At 60.7% G+C, this 19,971-nt stretch carries 19 protein-coding genes; 12 read left to right on the top strand and 7 right to left on the bottom strand.

All coding sequences use genetic code 11. The features are described 5' to 3' along the window. Positions 1-77 precede the first annotated feature (77 nt). On the top strand, positions 78-287 hold the full coding sequence (locus FHT76_RS27095; RefSeq protein ID WP_016554714.1) for a hypothetical protein: 210 nt from the start codon (positions 78-80) through the stop codon (positions 285-287). A 59-nt stretch (positions 288-346) separates the two neighbouring features. Here FHT76_RS27095 and FHT76_RS27090 read toward each other — a convergent pair whose 3' ends face one another. Next, on the bottom strand, positions 347-2,203 hold the full coding sequence (locus FHT76_RS27090; protein ID WP_183861206.1) for an ABC transporter ATP-binding protein: 1,857 nt from the start codon (positions 2,201-2,203) through the stop codon (positions 347-349). Between the two features lie 383 nt (positions 2,204-2,586). Here FHT76_RS27090 and FHT76_RS27085 point away from each other — a divergent pair, with 383 nt between their 5' ends. Continuing rightward, positions 2,587-3,048, top strand: a complete 462-nt coding sequence (locus FHT76_RS27085; protein ID WP_183861208.1) for a tRNA (cytidine(34)-2'-O)-methyltransferase — start codon at positions 2,587-2,589, stop codon at positions 3,046-3,048. A 199-nt stretch (positions 3,049-3,247) separates the two neighbouring features. Beyond that, on the top strand, positions 3,248-4,894 hold the full coding sequence (locus FHT76_RS27080) for a Na/Pi cotransporter family protein (protein ID WP_016554717.1): 1,647 nt from the start codon (positions 3,248-3,250) through the stop codon (positions 4,892-4,894). 3 nt (positions 4,895-4,897) lie between these two features. Here the strand turns inward: FHT76_RS27080 and FHT76_RS27075 are convergent, their stop codons facing one another. Then, on the bottom strand, positions 4,898-5,158 hold the full coding sequence (locus FHT76_RS27075; RefSeq protein ID WP_007789934.1) for a hypothetical protein: 261 nt from the start codon (positions 5,156-5,158) through the stop codon (positions 4,898-4,900). Between the two features lie 169 nt (positions 5,159-5,327). Here FHT76_RS27075 and hemF point away from each other — a divergent pair, with 169 nt between their 5' ends. The 3 genes from hemF to FHT76_RS27060 all read left to right on the top strand — a co-directional run bounded on the left by hemF (position 5,328) and on the right by FHT76_RS27060 (position 6,902). Further along, entirely contained in the window at positions 5,328-6,242 is a 915-nt protein-coding gene (gene hemF / locus FHT76_RS27070) for an oxygen-dependent coproporphyrinogen oxidase (protein WP_183861211.1), read from the top strand. Between the two features lie 91 nt (positions 6,243-6,333). Next, positions 6,334-6,594: a hypothetical protein gene (locus FHT76_RS27065; protein WP_016554719.1), complete on the top strand. Its 261-nt coding sequence runs from the start codon at positions 6,334-6,336 to the stop codon at positions 6,592-6,594. 122 nt (positions 6,595-6,716) lie between these two features. Then, complete coding sequence (locus tag FHT76_RS27060; protein WP_016554720.1) at positions 6,717-6,902, top strand: DUF1059 domain-containing protein; 186 nt, start codon at positions 6,717-6,719, stop codon at positions 6,900-6,902. 1 nt (position 6,903) lies between these two features. On the opposite strand, the gene FHT76_RS27055 is transcribed toward FHT76_RS27060, so the two are convergent. The 3 genes from FHT76_RS27055 to FHT76_RS27045 are packed head-to-tail and all read right to left on the bottom strand — an operon-like array spanning position 6,904 to position 9,424. Continuing rightward, positions 6,904-8,157, bottom strand: coding sequence for a CCA tRNA nucleotidyltransferase (locus FHT76_RS27055; RefSeq protein ID WP_183861213.1), 1,254 nt, complete (start codon positions 8,155-8,157; stop codon positions 6,904-6,906). Further along, on the bottom strand, positions 8,154-8,804 hold the full coding sequence (locus tag FHT76_RS27050; protein ID WP_183861215.1) for a CoA pyrophosphatase: 651 nt from the start codon (positions 8,802-8,804) through the stop codon (positions 8,154-8,156). Before FHT76_RS27050 ends, FHT76_RS27055 begins: the two co-directional genes overlap by 4 nt. After that, a complete protein-coding gene (locus FHT76_RS27045; protein WP_183754161.1) occupies positions 8,801-9,424 on the bottom strand; it encodes a DUF1285 domain-containing protein in 624 nt (207 codons plus the stop codon). The genes FHT76_RS27050 and FHT76_RS27045 overlap by 4 nt, the downstream gene beginning before the upstream one ends. Positions 9,425-9,582: 158 nt before the next feature. Here FHT76_RS27045 and FHT76_RS27040 point away from each other — a divergent pair, with 158 nt between their 5' ends. Genes FHT76_RS27040 through FHT76_RS27020 form a run of 5 tightly spaced genes read left to right on the top strand, consistent with a single transcriptional unit; the run spans position 9,583 to position 16,837 of the window. Beyond that, the gene (locus FHT76_RS27040) at positions 9,583-10,593 is read left to right on the top strand and encodes a MoxR family ATPase (protein ID WP_183754159.1); all 1,011 of its coding nucleotides are present in this window, start codon (positions 9,583-9,585) and stop codon (positions 10,591-10,593) included. A 12-nt stretch (positions 10,594-10,605) separates the two neighbouring features. Then, positions 10,606-11,526, top strand: coding sequence for a DUF58 domain-containing protein (locus tag FHT76_RS27035; RefSeq protein ID WP_183754157.1), 921 nt, complete (start codon positions 10,606-10,608; stop codon positions 11,524-11,526). Then, positions 11,523-14,333, top strand: coding sequence for a DUF4159 domain-containing protein (locus FHT76_RS27030; protein ID WP_183861217.1), 2,811 nt, complete (start codon positions 11,523-11,525; stop codon positions 14,331-14,333). The genes FHT76_RS27035 and FHT76_RS27030 overlap by 4 nt, the downstream gene beginning before the upstream one ends. Before the next feature lies 1 nt (position 14,334). Then, positions 14,335-16,404, top strand: a complete 2,070-nt coding sequence (locus tag FHT76_RS27025; protein ID WP_183861219.1) for a hypothetical protein — start codon at positions 14,335-14,337, stop codon at positions 16,402-16,404. Between the two features lie 4 nt (positions 16,405-16,408). Further along, a complete protein-coding gene (locus FHT76_RS27020; protein WP_183861221.1) occupies positions 16,409-16,837 on the top strand; it encodes an N-acetyltransferase in 429 nt (142 codons plus the stop codon). Here the strand turns inward: FHT76_RS27020 and FHT76_RS27015 are convergent. Together FHT76_RS27015 and FHT76_RS27010 are read right to left on the bottom strand one after the other, a co-directional pair. Beyond that, entirely contained in the window at positions 16,830-18,140 is a 1,311-nt protein-coding gene (locus FHT76_RS27015; protein ID WP_183861222.1) for an MFS transporter, read from the bottom strand. The genes FHT76_RS27020 and FHT76_RS27015 overlap by 8 nt on opposite strands. Positions 18,141-18,213: 73 nt before the next feature. Then, the gene (locus FHT76_RS27010) at positions 18,214-18,714 is read right to left on the bottom strand and encodes a GNAT family N-acetyltransferase (protein ID WP_183754150.1); all 501 of its coding nucleotides are present in this window, start codon (positions 18,712-18,714) and stop codon (positions 18,214-18,216) included. Between the two features lie 270 nt (positions 18,715-18,984). On the opposite strand from FHT76_RS27010, the gene FHT76_RS27005 reads away from it, so the two are divergent. Beyond that, positions 18,985-19,971, top strand: a complete 987-nt coding sequence (locus tag FHT76_RS27005; RefSeq protein ID WP_183861224.1) for a glutathione S-transferase family protein — start codon at positions 18,985-18,987, stop codon at positions 19,969-19,971.

The following is a 19,971-nucleotide window of genomic DNA, read 5'->3' as shown; positions in this document are numbered from 1 at the left end:
CGACTGACCCCGCCACAATCTCGGGGTACAATGGGTTTTTACGGGAGACGGCCGCGATGCAAGCAAGGAAGACAGTCATGTCAAGTATTCCGCTGCCCCTTGCGGAACGACTTGATGCAATCGTCGAACAGCTGGAAATATCTTACGACGAGGCTATCGCCGAGGCGATCTCTGTGTGGGTCGATCGCGAGGAAGAGCGACGTCTGTTCGCGTTGCGTGCGCTTGCATCGACCAACAGCATGCTTGTCGAAGGAAACCGCGTGAAAGACTGGGCTGACAGCCTCTGAATCGACATCCATGCGCGAAAAATTGAAGCCCTCCCGGCATTCGCAGGGAGGGCTTCTGGTTATTCGGCCGCCTCTTCCGTCTCTTCCGAGTGATCTGCCAGGAAGCCGCCGGATTGGCGGTTCCAGAGGTCAGCGTAGACGCCACCTTGTTCGACAAGTTCGGCATGCGCGCCAGCCTCGATGATCTTGCCCTTGTCGAGCACGATCAGGCGGTCCATCTCGGTGAGCGTCGACAGCCGATGCGCGATCGCAATCACCGTCTTGCCTTCCATCAACGCAAACAGGTTCTCCTGGATCGCTGCTTCAACCTCGGAGTCGAGCGCCGATGTCGCCTCGTCGAGCACCAGGATCGGCGCGTCCTTCAGAAAGACGCGGGCGATCGCGATGCGCTGGCGCTGACCGCCGGAGAGCTTCACGCCACGCTCGCCAACCTGCGCGTCGAGTCCCTTGCGGCCCTGCATGTCGGAAAGCCCTTCGATGAACTCCCAGGCATTCGCTCGCTTGGCGGCCTCGATGATCTGGGCATCGCTCGCCTCTGGGCGGCCATAGGCAATGTTGTCGCGGATCGAACGGTGCAACAGGGACGTATCCTGTGTCACGACGCCGATCAGTTCACGCAGGCTCTCCTGCGACACAGCCGAGATGTCCTGTCCATCGATGGTGATGCGGCCCGCCTCCAGGTCATAGAAGCGCAGTAGCAGGTTCATCAGCGTCGTTTTGCCCGCGCCGGAGCGACCGACAAGACCAACCTTCTCGCCCGCCTTGATGTCGAGGGAGAGATTGTCGATGACGCCTTTGCCCTTGCCGTAGTGGAAACGGATGCGTTCGTAGTGGATCGCGCCCTTTTTTGCCGACAGTTGCTGCGCGTCCGGCTTGTCGACGATGTCGTGCTTCTTCGTCATCATCTCCATGCCGTCATAGACCGTGCCGATGTTCTCGAACAAGGCCGAGACTTCCCACATGATCCACTGCGACATGCCGTTAACACGCATCGCAAGACCAATAGCGATGGCGATCGCGCCGACCGAGATCTGTCCGTTCAGCCAGAACCAGATGGACAGGCCTGATACAACGAAGAGGGCCACGCAGTTGTTCATATAGACCGCTATATGAAACAGCGTGACGCGGCGCATTTGCGAGTGGACGGTTCCTAGGAACTCCTCCATGCCGCTCCGCGCATAGGTCTCCTCACGGCCGGCATGTGAGAACAGCTTGACCGTCGCGATGTTCGTGTAGCTATCGACCACCCGACCGGTCATCATCGAGCGCGCGTCCGCCTGCTGTGCCGCGATCTTGCGAAGCCGCGGCACGAAGTAGGAAACGATGCCGATATAGACGGCGAGCCAGACGAGGATCGGCACCATCAGCCGCACGTCGGCGGCCGCGATGACGATAATCATCGACAGGAAATAGGTGACGACATAGACGAAGACATCGAGGATCTTCATCGTCGTTTCACGAACGGCAAGCGAAGTCTGCATCACTTTCGTCGCAACGCGTCCGGCGAACTCGTTGGCGAAGAAGGTCATGCTGTGACGCAGCAGGAAGCGGTGCATCTGCCAGCGGGCGATCATCGGATAGTTGCCGAGAAGCACCTGATGCATGATGAGCGAGTCCAGGCCTGCTGCCAGCGGCAGACCGATCAGGATCAACGCTCCCATCCACGCGAGCCTCGGCCACTCCGTCTGCAGGAATGTCGCCTTGTCCGCCTTGGTAAGCCAGTCCACGATGTCACCGAGGAACTGAAAAAGTGCCACCTCGCCGACGGCAATCAGCGCCGTCAGGACCGCCATGATGGCGAGCCACGGTGCTGCCGGCTTCGTGTAGTGCCAGCAAAATGCAAAAAGGCCCTTCGGGGGAGCAACCGGCTCCTCACTGGGGAAGGGATTGAGTCGCTGTTCGAACCAGCCAAACATGAAAATGCTCCGAAACTTCGCAGTTCCGGCCTCCCGGCTCGCGCAAAAAGGCGCTTGAGCTCATATGGGAACCGGACGTTCACGGGGCGAGGCCACGACAGCCGCGCAATGGATTAGAAATGGGAATTCAGGAAAGAAATGGCACTAGGCGTGCCAGATCGCCACTCGCGGGTTCACGCGTCGAGAGCGCATACGCGGCAACATTTCCATCTGGCGCTCCCTTCTGGCGATTAAAAGATGTGCACCCTTAACGCGAAACAAGCTCAATTTCCAGTCCCGACGGGCCGGAAATTGAACAATTGTCGGCCAAAATGCGTCCTGTTGCGCCAAAATCACAGTTGCAATAGGTGTCTCTCGAGAAAACAGAAACGACGACATTCGCGATGGCCGACCTCAGACTAGCCCTTTATCAGCCCGACATTCCTGGTAACACCGGCACGATCTTGCGGCTTGCCGCCTGCCTCGGCTTTGCCGTTGACATCATCGAGCCTGCGGGCTTTGACATATCGGATCGCAATCTCAAGCGGGCCGGGATGGACTATATCGCTGCTGCAGCCCTCACCCGCCACGTCAATTGGGATTGTTTCGAAAACTGGCGAAAGTCTACCGGCCGCCGCCTCATACTGGCATCCACCAAGGCGGCCGAACGCTACACCGACTTGCAGTTCCGAGCCGACGACATTCTCCTGTTCGGCCGCGAGAGCTCCGGCGTCCCCGATCACGTGCACGCAGCAGCAGACGCCCGGATACTTGTCCCGATGATGGAAGGCCAACGCTCCATCAACGTCGCGGTCTCGGCTGCGATGATCGTCGGAGAGGCCATGCGGCAGACCGTCTGGCGTTGACTTCTGACCTCGCTGACTCAAATGCCGATGCAGCCTTAGAACATGTCGCAAACGGCGTTGTGAATTTTTCCAAGCGGCGTATAGTTTTTAGCCGGACAATGAACTCACTGTCCGGAAAGCTATGTTTTCAATCACTTGACAAAGAGAGATTCGAACAGAACGGCGCTTGTTGTCAAAAAAACGCAAGAGAAAAGGCAGCATGGAATCCACGATCGTTATGATCAATCTGTTTGGCGCGGTAGCTCTGCTGCTGTTCGGCCTTGCACAGGTGAAGGACGGTGTTTCTCGAGCGTTTGGAGCGCGGTTGCGCACCGGCCTTGCCACCGGCACGCGCAGCGGCCTCCGCTCGTTCGTGTCGGGCTTCTTCGCGACGATCGCGCTGCAGAGTTCGACGGCGACGGCGCTGATGGTCGCCTCTTTCGTCGAGCGCGAATTGGTGAAGCCGCGCATGGCGCAAATCGTTCTGCTCGGTGCCAACGTCGGAACCGCCGTAACCGCCTGGATCGTCGCCACCGGCATCGAGTGGCTGTCGCCGCTGGTGATCCTTGCCGGCACAGTCCTGCATCGCAGCGGCTCGTCGTCGCGCCAGAGCGGTGGCACAGCGCTGATCGGCATCGGCCTGATGCTGTTGTCGCTGCATCTGTTGAGCAGCGCCACCGAACCGATGCGGCAGTCGCCGGCGCTCGGCGCCTTCATCTCCCTGCTCGACAATGCCTGGCCAGTCGCATTGGCCTTTTCCGCCGCCATCGCCTTCATTTCCTCATCGAGCCTTGCCGCCGTCGTCCTCATTCTCTCGCTGGCTTCGACGGGCATCCTGTCCGCAGGATTGATCATCGTGCTGGTGCTAGGCGCCAATCTCGGCGGCGCCATTCCGCCCGTGATCGCCTCACTAGCCGGGCCCGCGGCGGCCAAGCGGGTCACGCTCGGCAATCTGATCGTGCGTGCCATCGGCTGCCTGATTGCATTGCCGCTTGCCGGCTACGGCGCGGATCTGCTCGGAACATTGCCGCTGACGCAGGCGAAACTACCGGTCGATGCGCATCTCGCCTTCAACCTTATGCTGGCAGCGCTGGCCTGGCCGTTCTCTCGCTCACTCTCGCGGCTCATGCTGAGACTGGTGCCGGAAGAGGCTCAGCCGGACGGTGGGCCACGGTATCTCGACCAACACGAGCTGGCGACGCCGGTCGTTGCGCTTGCCAGTGCGACGAGGGAGGTCCTCGGCGTCGGCGATCTGATCGAACGCATGCTGATACGCGCGTCGGATGCCTTCGAGGCCACCAATCTGGAGAATCTCAAGGAAATCCCGTCGCTGGAAAGGCGGGTCGACAGCCTGCAACAGGAGGTAAAGGTCTACCTTTCAAAGCTCGGCCGTGCCGGTCTGAGCGAAGAAGACGGTCGCCGCTCGATCGTGATTATCGACTACGCGATCAATCTCGAACACATCGGTGACATCATCGAAAAGGGTCTCATGCCGCAGGTGACGAAGAAGCTCTCGCTCGGGCTGAAGTTCTCCGAAGAAGGCTATGAGGAACTGAGGAAGCTGTTCCACCTGACGATCGACAATCTGCGGATCGCCCAGACGATCTTCGTCACTGGCGACTTCAATCTCGCTCGGCAATTGATGGAGGTGAAGGTCGAGGTTAGGCGAATGGAGAAACAATCCTCGGAGCGGCATCTGGAACGCTTGCGCGATGGCCGCGCCGACAGCCTTCAAACAAGCTCGCTCCATCTCGATATGCTGCGCGACCTGAAGCGGATCAACGCCCACATCGTCTCCGTCGCACACCCAATCCTGGACGAGAGCGGCCTCCTGATTGAAAGCAGGCTCAAAGGTGCCGCTGAATAGCGCTCAATCGGCAGATGGCAACCGCCGCATCGTGAATTCGATCTGATCGCCTTCGAGCTGTCGCCAGCTCTCGACTTCCGTCCAATACGCGGCCTTGGGGTATTCGTCGAACCATTCGCGCGCCTTGGCGCGGGCATCGAGCAGATTGAGACAATATGTCTGTCGTACGAAACGATCGTTCTTCCGGGGTGTGCCTTCCGCCCGGTGGGTAGCAATCCGTCGCTTGAGACCATCGAACGACGGAGGTCCAGGAATTTTCGTCATGAGCCTACCTCTGTAGGAAAAAGGTAATATCGAAAATCGCTTTTTGCGAGTCGAATCTGAGGAAGCCTCAGGCCGGTCCACTGCGCTGGTAGGACCCTGCCCTACCTGCTATCAGAGCAGCAAAGACGAAGGCACGAGTCGATCGTCGACCCGCTCGGAGAGAAACAGAATGGAAAGACCCGAACTTCCGATTGGCCTGCCTAACGATATCGAAGAAAAGAAGTCGACTGCCCGGGCATGGTTCGAAAGTCTCCGCGACACCATCTGCGAGTCTTTTGAAACGCTAGAAGACGAGGTCTCCGGCCCGCTTTCGGATAGAGCGCCGGGCCGCTTCGTGGCCAAGGACTGGTCCCGCGAAAACGGTGCAGGTGGCGGCGGCCGCATGTCGATGATGAACGGTCGCGTCTTCGAGAAGGTTGGCGTGCACACCTCCACCGTATATGGCGAATTCGCGCCGGACCTCCGCGCCCAGATGCCGGGCGCCAAGGAGGATCCACGCTTCTGGGCCTCGGGCATTTCGCTGATCGCCCATCCGGTCAACCCCAACGTGCCTGCCGTTCACATGAACACGCGCATGGTGGTGACCTCCAGCCGCTGGTTCGGCGGTGGCGCCGATCTGACGCCGGTGCTCGATCGCCGCCGCACCCAGGAGGACGAGGACAGCGAGCTGTTCCACAAAGCGATGGAGATCGCCTGCCGCAGCCACTCCGGCGTCGCCGATTATGCGGCCTACAAGACGTGGTGCGACGAGTATTTCTTCCTGAAGCACCGGAACGAGCCACGCGGCATCGGCGGCATCTTCTACGACTGGCTGCATTCAAGCGAGGAAGCAGGCGGCTGGGACGCCGATTTTGCCTTCACCCGCGACGTCGGACGGGCCTTCGCAATGGTTTATCCACGGATTGTTCGTTCGAACTTCAATAAACAGTGGACAGACGTGGATCGTGACGAACAATTGATTCGCCGTGGGCGCTATGTTGAGTTCAATCTCCTCTACGATCGAGGTACAATCTTTGGCCTCAAGACAGGAGGAAACGTAGAGTCCATTCTCTCATCCCTGCCCCCTCTCGTCCGCTGGCCGTGACCGCGTAAATAAAGACGACCGCGGGGCTTAAATTCGGAGACTGGACCACTAAGTCTAAAGGTGTACGCGTAACAATCGGAGGAGGATTGTCATGACGATACAAACTAGCTCTGCGGCATCCGCGACTGCCCATGAGCCGCCCCCACCCGCCGATACGCCGGAGTTTCTATACCGGATTGCCGAAGGGTTCAGGGCAAAGAGTGGATCAGACCTCCCACTTTCATGCTTTATCCAGCAAGTGAAGCTTCAACTGGCCAGTGGCAAGACGCCGGAAGAACTCGATCGTCTGGCCACGCGCCAGGACAACAAAGCAGCGACCGATTGCTACAGATCCTGGGCAATGCCCGAATAAGGATAAAATGACCACCCGGCCGGTCCTTCGCGCCGGCCGGCTCCGGAACCTTCCTACCGTTTCGAACATTCACGCATTGCAGCACCGCGCAATGGCATGAAATCCGACAGAAGGAGGAAATAATGAGACTCTTTGAATGTGGCACGCTCGTCCCCGGATGCGACTGGCATACCCGGGCGAATGATGATGCCGAAATCGTCCGTCGTGTCGTTGAGCACATGCGTAGCGCCCACGGCGAGACTGTCATCCGTGAAAACATGGTCGACAACATCAAGGCTCGGATCCGCAACGAAGCGACCGCGGCCTGAACTATCTGGTCAGATCTTTCAGCCGGGCGAGTAACGCCGCCCGGTCAGGCGAGAAATTTTGCTCGACCCAGAAGTCCTCCAGTGACAAAAGCATCTCGCCCACCCTCTTCCCGGCCGCCACGCCTGCATCCATGACGTCGCCGCCATTGATCGGAAACTGAGGTTTCTTCCAGTTTTCGGCGTGGTTCAGCAGATTGCCGAGCCTTGCCGAGCGAGCCATCTCCTGCATGTCGCCTTCTGCTTTGCCGCGCGCGGTAGCTAGCGCCAGCTTCAAGCGCGTCTTGATCCCATCCGCGCCGTAGCGATAAAGCAGCCGTGCGAAGGCGGACGACGATAATTCGTCGTTGACAACAGGCCCCTTGGACCAAGCCTTGAGGTAGGCGACCTCGGCATTGGCGAGCTTCAGGCGGCTTGCCATCTTCTCCAGCCGCTCGGTATCGGGAGGAACGATGGCGGCGAGGCGCAAAAGCGGGTCGGGCCGCCAATCAAGTGCCCGCTCCGTGTCGATCAACGCCGGAATGGTATCGATGCCCCATTTCTCCGTTTCCGGGAGGATCTCAGTGAGCACGCCCACCTGCCGCATCCAAAGGAGCGCCCGCCCAGGGTCCTCGGCGCTCAGCAATTTGCGGAGTTCCGACCATACCCTTTCGGCGGAAAGCGTCTTCAGTTTGGAGCGAGCGGATGCGCACGCCCTCAAGCCGTCGGCGTCTGGACGGCCAGTGCCGTAGTAAGCAAAAAAACGGAAAAAACGCAGGATACGCAGATAGTCCTCGGCAACACGCGTCGGCGCATCACCGATGAAGCGGATGTTGCGCTTCTCGATATCTGCAAGGCCACCGACCAGATCGATGACATCGCCCTTGGCATCGACATAGAGCGCATTGATCGTCAGGTCACGGCGCTCCGCGTCCGTTTGCCAATCCGAACTGAAGGCCACCTTGGCGCGCCGCCCATCGGTTTCCAAGTCGGCCCTCAGCGTCGTGACCTCAAAGGGCTTTCCGTCGATAACGAGCGTTACAGTACCGTGTGCAACACCGGTCGGAACGGCCTTGATTCCCGCAGCAGCCGCGCGCTCGATGACCTGTTCCGGCGTCAGCGTTGTTGCCACGTCAATATCGCTCACGGCGAGACCCATGAGGCTGTTGCGGACGGCACCGCCTACGACACGCCCCTCGCCTCCATCGGCGTTGAGCAGCGAAAAGACGCGCGTCAGAGTCGGGTCCTTGAACCATGCCTCGTTGCCAAGGTTGGTCATGCATAGAGCCTTTCATAGAGGGTGCGAACGATGCCGGCGGTAATGCCCCAGATCATCCGGCTTTCATAGGGCATACGGTAGAAATGCCGCTCTAGTCCGTCGAGCACGCGCTGGTCACGGCTATGGTTGGCCGGGTTCATCAGAAAAGACAGCGGCACTTCGAAGACGTCATCGACCTCGGCCGGGTTGAGTTTCAATTCGAAGCCACGCTGGACCACAGCAAGCACCGGCGTAATACGGAAACCGGTCGATGCAAGGTAGTTCGGAAGCCGCGCTACAGTCTCGACAAAGGAACCGTCGATACCGATCTCCTCATGGGTCTCCCTGATTGCAGCCTTTTCGGCGGAGCCGTCGACAGCGTCGATCTTCCCACCCGGAAACGCGATCTGCCCCGAATGCTTGCGCAGCGTCGCCGTGCGTTGGGTGAAAATCACCTGCGCATCGTCACCATCGTCGATGACCGGCACCAGCACCGCGGCATCGCGAAGTTTGAAGCTTTCCACCTGCGAAACAATGTCGGGGTTGAGAATATGATCGCCGTGATCGCGCCAGGAAAGATCCACGGGGCCGCCGGTCTGGTGAAGCGCGCGCCGGCGAAACTCAGCCGCCGAATAGAGCGAACGGTTTTCGGTCAGAACATTGGTCATCGGGAGAGTACATCCAGTTCATCCGCCGGCATAACGGGAAACGTGACTCCGCCGGAGCGAAGGCAGAACATCGTCGTGCCGTCAACGTCGAGACGTTCGCCACGTTCGACGAGTTCGTACATGATGGGGCGGGAGATCAGTGCCTCCAATTGCCCGCGCACATGAAGATAGGGTTTCAACTCGCTGTTTTCGCCGTGGATTGCAAAGCGGAGCGGATGCTCCGGCCCAGCTTCGACAACATCGCCGACATTCGTCCGGAAGGTCAGTAGCGGCGCCCCATCCCGTTCACCGGCATTCATTTCAACGGCCACGAACGGCGCATCCACAACGCGAATACCCACCCTTTCCACAGGCGTCACAAGATAAGTCTTCCCGTCCTCGTCCTTGCGCAAGACCGTTGAAAACAACCTGACGAGCGGCGCCCTGCCGATCGGCGTTCCCATGTAGAACCATGTGCCATCCGCTCGGATTTCCATGTCGATATCGCCGCAGAACGGCGGATTCCACCTGTCGACTGGCGGAAGACCCCGGGCTTTGCCACCAGCATCGCCGGCGGCGCGCGCAATCAGCGCGGCAAGACCGGCCGCGTCCGTTGTCGCCTTGATCTCTTCGGCTGCCATTCTTCTGTCCCGGTTTGTCTTTAACTCCAGAAGGTCACGAGATAGTCATTCGGAACGAACTTGTCAGCCCGCAACATCTCCATAACTCTATCTGGTATGACGCTTGCGTGTAAGCCTGACGATTCGCGACGAATGATATCAGCCGCTGGAGATGCCTTATGGGTATGATGAAGACCGACGCCCCCCTCGATGAAAAGGCGATCATCGCCGCGGCCGAGAAGGCCCTCGCAGATATTGCCGCTGTTCGGGGCGAAGTCTCCAAGGTCATCTTCGGCCAGGAAAGCGTCGTTGAGAACACTCTTCTCGCGGTTCTCTCGGGCGGTCACGCCCTGTTGGTCGGCGTGCCGGGTCTCGCCAAGACGAAACTCGTCACAACGCTCGGCGAAGTGCTCGGCCTTGCCTCCAACCGCATCCAGTTTACACCAGACCTCATGCCCTCTGATATTCTGGGTTCTGAGGTCATGGACCAGGATGACAGCGGCCGCCGCTCCTTCCGTTTCGTCAAAGGTCCGGTGTTTGCCCAGCTGTTGATGGCCGACGAAATCAACCGCGCGTCGCCGCGCACGCAATCGGCCTTGCTGCAATCCATGCAGGAATACCATATCACCGTCGCCGGCCACCGCTACGACTTGCCCGTGCCCTTCCACGTCCTTGCCACCCAGAACCCGCTGGAACAGGAAGGTACCTATCCTCTGCCGGAGGCACAGCTCGACCGCTTCCTTCTTCAGGTCGATGTCCACTACCCCGAACTAGCGGCCGAGCGGCAGATCCTGCTTGAGACGACGGGCATCAGCGAAACCAAGCCGCAAGCGATCCTGAATGCAGAGCGCCTTGTCGAAATCCAGACACTGATCCGTCAGATGCCCGTCAGCGAAACCGTTGTCGACGCCATCCTCGCGCTCGTCCGCTCCGCCCGTCCAGGCCAGGGCAACGCCTCGACGGACAAAAACGTCGCCTGGGGTCCCGGCCCGCGCGCTGGCCAGGCGATGATGCTTTGCGCCCGCGCTCGCGCCCTATATGAGGGCCGTCTCGCACCATCCGTTGACGACGTCCATGCGCTCGCCGAGCCGATCCTGCAGCACCGCATGGCACTGACATTCGCAGCGCGGGCGGAAGGCATGTCGGTCCGCGATGTCGTTGGCGGGCTGGTCAAGCAGGCCAAGGGATAAGGAAGCGTCTGCGTGGCACCCATCGGACAGATCGTCAATCCGACTTCGGGCACCGATGCCCTTGCTCGCGCAAGGCAGCGGGCGAGCCTGGTGCCGGATTGCCTGGTGGAGGCCAAGCGGATCGCGAATAGCGTGATCGCCGGCTGGCACGGCCGCCGCAAACGTGGCATTGGCGAGAACTTCTGGCAGTTCCGCCCCTATAGCGAAGGCGAGAGCCTGTCCCGCATCGATTGGCGCCGCTCGGCACGCGACGACCACACTTACATCCGCGACCGCGAGTGGGAGGCAGCCCACACGGTGTGGCTCTGGGCCGACATGTCTCCCTCGATGATGTACAAGTCGACCTTTGGAAACGCCTCCAAGGAAGGTCGGGCTCTCGTCATCATGCTTGCGCTTGCCGAGATCCTCGCACGCTCCGGCGAACGCATCGGGTGTCCCGGCGTCATGGAACCGATTGCCGCACGCAACGCTGCCGAACGGCTCGCAACAGCATTGATGCATGCGCCGCTGAGTGGAGGACTGCCCGACACGGCCATGATCCGCGGCTGGAGCGAACTCGTGCTGATTGGTGACTTTCTTGACGATGCAGCCGCAGTCATGGCGCGCATCAGCCCCTTGGCGCGGCGCGGTCTGCGCGGCCACGTCATCGAGATCGCCGACCCGGCCGAAGAACTTTTCCCTTATGATGGCCGCACCGAATTCACTGATCCCGAGACAGGCTCGAAGCTGACCTCGGGCCGCGCCGAGCATGTTCGCGAGGCCTATACCCACGCCTATCTCGGCCGTCGGTACGATCTCGGCCAGGCGCTGCGCCACATGGGCTGGACCTTTGTCAGCCATCGGACCGATCATCTTGCCTCTGAAGCGCTGGTGGCCGTTCATATGTATCTGTCAGGCATGCCGGCAAAGGCGACGCATGGAGGGCAACCATGAGCTCTCTCCCCTTCGCATTCGCCTACCCGGCAATCCTCGGCGCGCTTCTTGCCTTGCCGATCATCTGGTGGCTGCTCAGATTGACGCCACCCCGCCCGAAGACGGAGGTCTTCCCGCCTCTGAGAATCCTCGCGACAGTCCTGAAGCGGGAGGAAACCCCGGCCCAGAGCCCCTGGTGGTTGACCTTGTTGCGCATGCTGTTGGCCACAGCCGTCATTCTGGCGATCGCTGACCCGGTCTTCAATCCGCGAGCGAATTCAATCGCTTCCGGAGGTCCGCTCGTGCTCTTTGTTGACAATGGCTGGGCCACATCCCCGGATTGGGATCGCCGCGTAAAGACAGCGGAGGCGCTGATAGATGACGCTGAAGCGGCCGGAACGCCGGTTGCCATCGCCTTCACGGCAGATCCGACAAACGATGCGGTCCCGGGAACGGCCGCGACGGCCCGCGACAAGCTGCGGGCCGCTGAACCGAAGCCACTTGTGCCGGATCGGCAGCGCGCCTTCGAAGCTCTCCGTGCTGCACTAAACGGCGTTCATCCCGGTACCCTCGCCTTCCTGACGGATGGAGCGGCTGCGGGCGATAACGACGCGACCGTCCGCCAGCTCTCCGACCTCTCGCCGGCTCAACTGCGTTTGGTCTCAGGTGACGCGACCGAGACGATGGCAATTACGTCGGCCAGCAATGCCGCCGACACCATGACGGTCACTGCAACCCGCCTCAATAGTGCCGCTGCCGCTTCGTATCCCATAACGGCGCAAGACACTCAGGGGCGTGCGATCGCCGCCGGCGCGATCGATTTCCAACCGGGTCAGAGCGTCGCGACCGGATCGATCACGGCGCCGTTCGAAATGCGCAACGATTTCGCGCGCGTCAGCATGGATAACCACGCCACTGCTGGCGCCGTGCATCTGCTCGACGACGGCTTCAAGCGTCGCCGCGTCGTCCTGCTGTCCGGTGAAGTCGGTGATACGTTCCAGCCGCTGCTTTCGCCGCTTTATTACATTCAGCGCGCCCTGCAGCCCTACGCCGACCTGATCGAGCCGAACACACCCGATCTCGCGACGTCGATACCCGACCTGCTGTCGCAGAATCCGTCGGTGATCATCATGGCGGATATCGGTCGCCTTCCCCAGCAGACCTATGAGCCTCTGCAGCGCTGGATCGCCAATGGCGGCACGTTGGTCCGCTTTGCCGGACCGCGCCTTGCCGCCGCTCCCGCCGACGACCCCTTGGTTCCGGTCATATTACGACAGGGTGAACGCGCGCTTGGTGGTGCGCTGTCCTGGGCCGAGCCGCAGCCGCTGGCGGAGTTCCCCACCTTCGGCCCGTTCGCCGGAATGCCAAAGCCCACGGATGTCACGGTCAAACGCCAGGTTCTTGCTGAACCGACGCCAGATCTTGCCGAGCGCACCTGGGCGAGCCTCGCTGACGGTACGCCGCTGGTAACGACGAAGCCGATCAATGCCGGCCGCATTGTCCTCTTCCACGTCAGTGCCGAGGCGACGTGGTCCGACCTGCCGATCTCGGGTAACTTCGTCGAAATGCTACGCCGCCTCGTCCAACTGTCACGCTCGGGTGGCGTCACCGCCGAAGCCGGTGCTTCCACGGCAGAAGCCTTGCCGCCTTTCCGCCTCTTGACCGCCAAAGGCGCGTTGACGACGGAGACCGGGACGGCGCGTCCGTTGATCCCCAGCGCCAAGGTCACCCCAGTTGCCAGCTTTGACAATCCTCCGGGCCTCTACGGCTCCGAGGAAGGATTTACCGCGCTGAACGTGTTGCCGAAGGATGCCGAGTTGAAGCCTATCGATACGTCGGGCATTACCGTTGTGCGCGAAGGGTTGATTGGAGGGGAGACATGGTCTGCAAAGCCTGCCCTGTTCCTGATTGCCTTCCTGCTCCTGTTGGCTGACAGCCTGATCGTGCTGTTCATGAGCGGTGCCTTTTCGCGCCTTCGCCCAACGGCGCGCGCGGCAGCGCTTGTTGCCGTGGCGATCAGCGCCGCCTTCCTCCTCCAACCTGGGCAATCGCGAGCCGACGACGCAAAGCCGGGCGACGATCAGATTTTTCAGCGTCTCGACAATACGCACCTCGCCTATGTGGTTACCGGTGAGCAGGAGGTTGACCGGATCTCAGAGCGCGGACTTGTCGGCCTGACGGACTTCCTGACCTATCGCACCACGCTCGAACCGTCGCCACCGGTCGGTCTGGATCTCACGAAGGACGAGCTTTCCTTCTATCCGATCATCTATTGGCCTATTTCGGCAACCGCCCCCATGCCCTCGTCGGCAGCGATCAACAGGATCGACGCCTATATGCGCGCTGGCGGGACGGTACTCTTCGACACCCGCGACCAGTTCAGCGCGCTCGACAACAACGGCGGTTCGGTCAGCGCCAACGGCGAGCGACTGCAGCAGATCCTTGCCAACCTCGATATCCCGCCGCTCGAGCCGGTACCCTCGGACCACGTGCTGACGAAGTCCTTCTACCTCCTGTCGAGCTTTCCCGGCCGTTATACCGGGAGCCCGCTCTGGATCGAGGCGCGCCAGGAAAACCGCGCGACCAATGCCAAGTCGACGGCGACGGCCGATGGCGTTTCGCCGATCCTCATCACGGGCAACGACTTTGCTGGCGCCTGGGCCGTCGATGACAACGGGGTGCCCATGCTGCCGACAGTTCCGCCTGATGAGACACAGCGGGAATATGCCTACCGCAGCGGCGTCAATATCATGATGTATATGCTGACCGGCAACTACAAGACCGATCAGGTCCACGTTCCCGCTCTCTTGGAACGGTTGGGCCAGTGACATGACGATTGATTTTTCGCCCTTCGTTCCTTGGCCGCTCCTGGCGGGTCTGGCGATCATTGTCCTGGTGACCGCAGCATTTGCCATTTGGCGCCGTGTGCGCGGCGCCTGGGTTCGCTCGATTGCCGCCGTTGCTTTGCTGGCCGCCCTCGCCAATCCGCTGTTGCTGCAGGAGGATCGCGAACAACTATCGACTGTCGTGCCGGTCATCGTCGATCGCAGCCAGAGCCAGCAGACACCCGAACGCATCAAGATGACCGACGATGCTCTGGCGCAGTTGAAGGAGCGCCTCGCCCGCTTCCCCAATGTCGAACCACGCTACATCGACGCAAGCGAACCAGAGGACTCCGACGCGCCGTCGACGCGGCTGTTCAACGCGCTGTCTGCGGCGGTCGCGGATGTACCGCCCGCCCGCATCGGCGGTGCGATCATGCTGACGGATGGCGAAGTCCACGATGTCCCCGGCGTCAACCAGGCGCTCGCCTTCGACGCGCCGATCCACGGCTTGATCACCGGCAAGGCCAACGAATTCGATCGCCGCATCGAAGTCGTCAAGGCACCGCGCTTCGGCATCGTCAACGAGGAGCAGCAATTGCTGCTGCGCGTCTTCGACGACGGCCCGAGCCCCGGGGGAACCGCTGACGTCACGGTGAAGCTTAACGGCAATGAGATCGCCACGCTCCAGGCAACACCGGGACGCGACACGCCTTTTTCTTTCAAGGTCGAGCGCGGCGGCAGCAACGTCCTCGAATTTTCGGTTGCCGGCCTTCCCGGTGAGGTTACCGAGGCGAACAACCGCGCCGTCCATGTGATTGACGGCATTCGCGAGAACCTGCGCGTTCTGTTGGTCTCCGGCGAGCCGCACGCAGGTGAGCGGGCGTGGCGCAACCTCCTGAAGTCGGATGCGTCTGTGGATTTGGTGCATTTCACCATCCTGCGCCCGCCTGAAAAGCAGGACGGTACGCCGATCAACGAACTATCGCTGATTGCTTTCCCGACCCGCGAGCTGTTCGTCGACAAGATCAAGGACTTCGACCTGATCATCTTCGACCGCTACCAGCATCGTGGCGTCCTGCCGATCCTCTACTACGACTACATCGCCCAGTATGTGGAAAACGGTGGTGCCTTGCTGATTGCCGCCGGACCCGAACATGCCGGCCAAGATTCGATTGCGCTGACGCCGTTGTCGTCCGTATTGCCGGCCGCGCCGACCGGCCAGATGATCGAGAAGGCCTTCTATCCCAGGCTCTCGGAGGAAGGCCGCAAACACCCGGTCACCCGCGGTCTCGATGGATCCGCAGACGAGCCGCCGCATTGGGGCCGCTGGTTCCGCAGCGTCGATGTCGAACAGCCGCAGGGCCAGACCGTAATGGTCGGCGCGGACAACCATCCGCTGCTCGTTCTCAATCGCGCCGGACAGGGACGCGTCGCGATGCTGCTCTCCGATCAGGGCTGGCTCTGGGCGCGCGGCTTTGAAGGCGGTGGCCCGCACGTGTCGCTCTATCGTCGCGTCGCGCATTGGCTCATGAAGGAACCAGCCCTTGAGGAAGAGGCGCTGACTGCACGGGCAGCCGGCCGCACGCTGGAGATTACGCGGCAGACGATCGGGGGCAACCCTGGCGATGCGACGGTCCGCTACCCCTCCGGCAAGACGGAAACACTGCCGCTGACGCAAGCTGAGCCAGGTCTCTTCAAGGCGGAAAAGAAGATGGACGAGATCGGCCTCTTCGAAATCAGGAACGGCGAAATGACGACGCTCGTTCATGTCGGCGCGGTCGATGCTCCGGAATTCAAGGCGATGATCTCGACGACCGATGCATTGAAGCCCATTGCCGACAAGTCGAAAGGCCTCGTCACCCGTGTTTCCAACAATGACGGCGCGATCAGCATCCCGCCGATCTTGCCGGTTCGTGGCCAGATCCGCGTTGCCGACAACGATCGTATGCAGATCCACCTCACGAATGAAACGGTGCTGAAGGGCATCAACACCCTGCCGCTGTTTGCCGGTTTTGCCGGCGTCGGCATCCTGCTCCTTGCCTTCGGCGCCATGTGGTGGCGCGAAGGGCGTTAGCGGCATGGCCGAATTTGAGCTAACGGGCTCGCCCGCAGCCGATGATCTCACGACGATCGGCGACGCACTCTCGGCCTTCAACGTCCATGACGTCGGCCCTGCCGAGCGCCGGCCGCTTGCGGTTCTCATCCGCGATACCGACGGCAACGTCTCCGGTGGGCTTTCCGGCTATACTGCCTGGGGCTGGCTTTTCACGCAGTTGCTGTACATTCCCGACGACGAACGCGGTAAGGGCATGGCCGGCAAGATCCTTGCCCTGGCCGAAGAGGAGGCAATCGCACGCGGCTGCCACGGTGCCTGGATCGATACCTTCAATCCACAAGCGCTACGGGCATACCAACGTCAAGGCTACCAGATATTCGGCGAATTGTCTGAGTTTCCAAAAGGCCGAACGCGCACATTTCTGCGCAAGGTGCTGGCCGAAGTTAGCTGAGCGCAGCCAGCCGCGTCTCCGTATCGATTGCCGTCGTGGCTATTGCTGCCACGACCAACAGGCCCGCGAACAGGCCGATGGCCAAGCCCAATCCGCCTGAAACGACGTATGCCATCAGGGAAGGCGCAAGCAAGCCACCGAGGCGCGCCATCGCCCCTGCCGATCCCATGCCCGTCGCTCGCGATGCGGTGGGGTAGAGTTCCGGCGTATAGGCGTAGAGTGCTCCCCAGGTTCCGAGCAGCGCGAAGCTCATAACCAGCAGCGACGCGCCGACAAGCATATCGCTTGGAGAAACGACAAAGAGCAGGCACCCGAGCGCCGACAGCAGGCAGAACCCGATCAATGTCGGCTTGCGGCCCCAGGCCTCGACCCCATAGGCGGCAAGTGCATAACCTGGCACCTGCGCAAGTGCAACGAACACCAGGAAGCCGTATCCGCGCACAAAGCCGAACCCATCGCCCGCCAGCTTCGCCGGCATCCACGTGAAGACGCCGTAGTAGGAAACGGAAACCAGGAACCAGATCGCCAGGATCAACAGGCTACGGCGCCGCAACTCGTCGGAGAATATGCCTTCCGCTGCATATGGCGTTGCGACGATTTCGTCGTCCGACGGCAGGGGCGCTTTCTGATTCACAGCCAGCATCCTGTTGACGATCACCTTCGCCTCGGCTGTCCGTCCGGTCCGTAACAGGTAAAGCGGTGATTCAGGAACGAAGAAGCGCAGCGTAAGACCCACCAGGGCCGGCACAGCCGTGACCGCGAAAATATAGCGCCAGGGGTCGGTCACTCCGGCAACGCTCGCAGCCCAGGCGGCCAGCGCGACAATCAGCGTTCCGATCGCCCAGAAACCTTCGAGCGCAACCAACCAGCGGCCACGGCTCTTGGCAGGTAGGAATTCGGCCATCATCGCGTAGTCCACCGGCAGCGTGCCGCCAACCGCCATGCCGGTGAGGAATCGCAATGCAAGCAGAGCGACAAAACTGGGAGCGAAGATAGAAAGAATGCCGAAAAGCGCATCGAAGGCGACCGTCACGATCAGCACTTGGCGGCGTCCGACCCTGTCGGCAAGCCGCCCGAAGGCGACGGCTCCGATAAGCATGCCGAGAAAGAATAGTGTACCAGTCTGCAGGGCTTGCGGAACGGACAAGCCGAAAGTGGCAGCGATAGAAGCTGCGGTGAAGCCGACAGCAAGCACCTGCATGGCATCCGCCGCCCACACAAGACCGAAGATACCGATCAGGCGTCGCTGGAACGCCCCGGTGCCGGCGCGATCCAGCGCCTCGTCCATGGAAATGCCGCTCATGCTCTAGCCCTTCAAGCCACTGAAAGATCACGCAAAGCGCGCTTCAGGCATAAGGCTCAATACCGCACGCGACCTATTTTCGCCAGCCAATAGTTCCCTTGAGCCTGCTTTGCGCATCCTCGGCGAGTGGTACGACCAATACGCGCGCCGGATCGACGGGACCGGGAAATGCCAGTGCGTTATGAGCAACTCTCTCGAAACCGAGCGGGCAGTAGTAGGGAGGATCGCCGATGAGGATGACTGCCTCCGATCCCTTGCGGCGCGCGGCATCAATGGCGATCCGAACCAGTTCCCGGCCGATACCGCGACCCTTGTGGGACGGTCGCACGGCCAGTGGCCCCAGCAGGTGCGCATTGACCGAACCCGCCAGGACGGGCGTCATGCGCACTGATGCAATCGTTTCGCCGTCGTCGGCGCATATGAAGGAGAGCGAGAGGTCGTGCGGCCCCTGCTCGCGAATCCGCGCGGCGGCCCGGGTATGCCGCCCGGGACCGAATGCTTCTTCGTTGATGTGTTCGATGGCAGCGTCGTGCGACGCATCCTCAGTGAGGTAGACCAGATCGTGCTTGTGCATGATGAGACGGAAACCGGGTAGACAGAATTGATGGATCTCGAGCACGCCCTTCGGCGTTCGGGAGCATCAGCGTCGTCGCAGGTTTCTCGGTGCAAACATCAAATCGGGTTCCTGAAGTATAAAATGGCCGATAGCAGGAAAAATTTCGGCCGTCCAATGGAAATTTAGCGCAAGGCAACGCTGCGTGACGCACTGTTCAATCTTTACCGCCCTGCAAATGCGCCGGACCTGCGATATGTGTGGGCCAAGGAAAAATTGAAGGATCACAACATGGGCATGCTGGTTGATGGCGTCTGGCATGACGTCTGGTACGATACGAAAGAAACCAAAGGGCACTTCAAGCGCGCCGCTTCCCAGTTTCGCAACTGGATTACCGCCGACGGCGCAGCCGGACCGTCCGGTATCGGTGGCTTCAAAGCCGAGGCTGACCGTTACCATCTCTATGTTTCGGTGGCCTGCCCTTGGGCGCATCGCACGCTCATCTTCCGCAAGCTCAAGAAGCTCGAGAATCTTATCAGCGTTTCGGTCGTCGATCCGCTAATGTTGTCGAACGGCTGGGAGTTCAAGGTCGGCGACGGCGCAACGGGCGATCATCTCTTCGGTTCCAAGACGCTGTGGGAAGTCTATGTGAAGGCCGACCCACATTATTCCGGCCGCGTGACCGTGCCTGTCTTGTGGGACAAGAAGACCAACACGATCGTCAACAACGAGTCGTCCGAAATCATCCGGATGTTCAACAGCGCCTTTGATCATTTGACCGGCTCGACTGCTGATTTTTATCCGCAAGGCCTGCGCGCCGATATCGATGAGCTTAATTCCGTCGTCTATGACACCGTCAACAACGGTGTCTATAAGGCCGGCTTTGCCACGACCCAGGAAGCCTACGGGGAGAATGTGGTCAAGCTTTTCGAAACACTCGATATGCTTGAAGACCGTCTGGGCAAGGGTCGTTATCTCTTCGGCGATCGGCTGACCGAGGCCGACTGGCGGCTGTTCACGACGCTGGTTCGTTTTGATGCCGTGTATGTCGGTCACTTCAAGTGCAACATCCGCCGTATCGAAGACTATCCTAATTTGTCGGCTTACCTGCGCGATCTCTACCAGACGCCGGGCGTCAAGGAGACGGTCAATTTCAGTCACATCAAGGACCACTATTACCGCAGCCACAAGACGATCAATCCGACCGGCATCGTGCCTGTCGGCCCAGCGCTAGATCTCGATCGCCCGCATGGCCGGGCGCGATTGGCTGCAGCCTAG

The organism is Rhizobium sp. BK176 (assembly GCF_024808055.1).
Note: the sequence above shows the minus strand (reverse complement) of the source record. Positions and strands in the feature narration are given on the sequence as shown.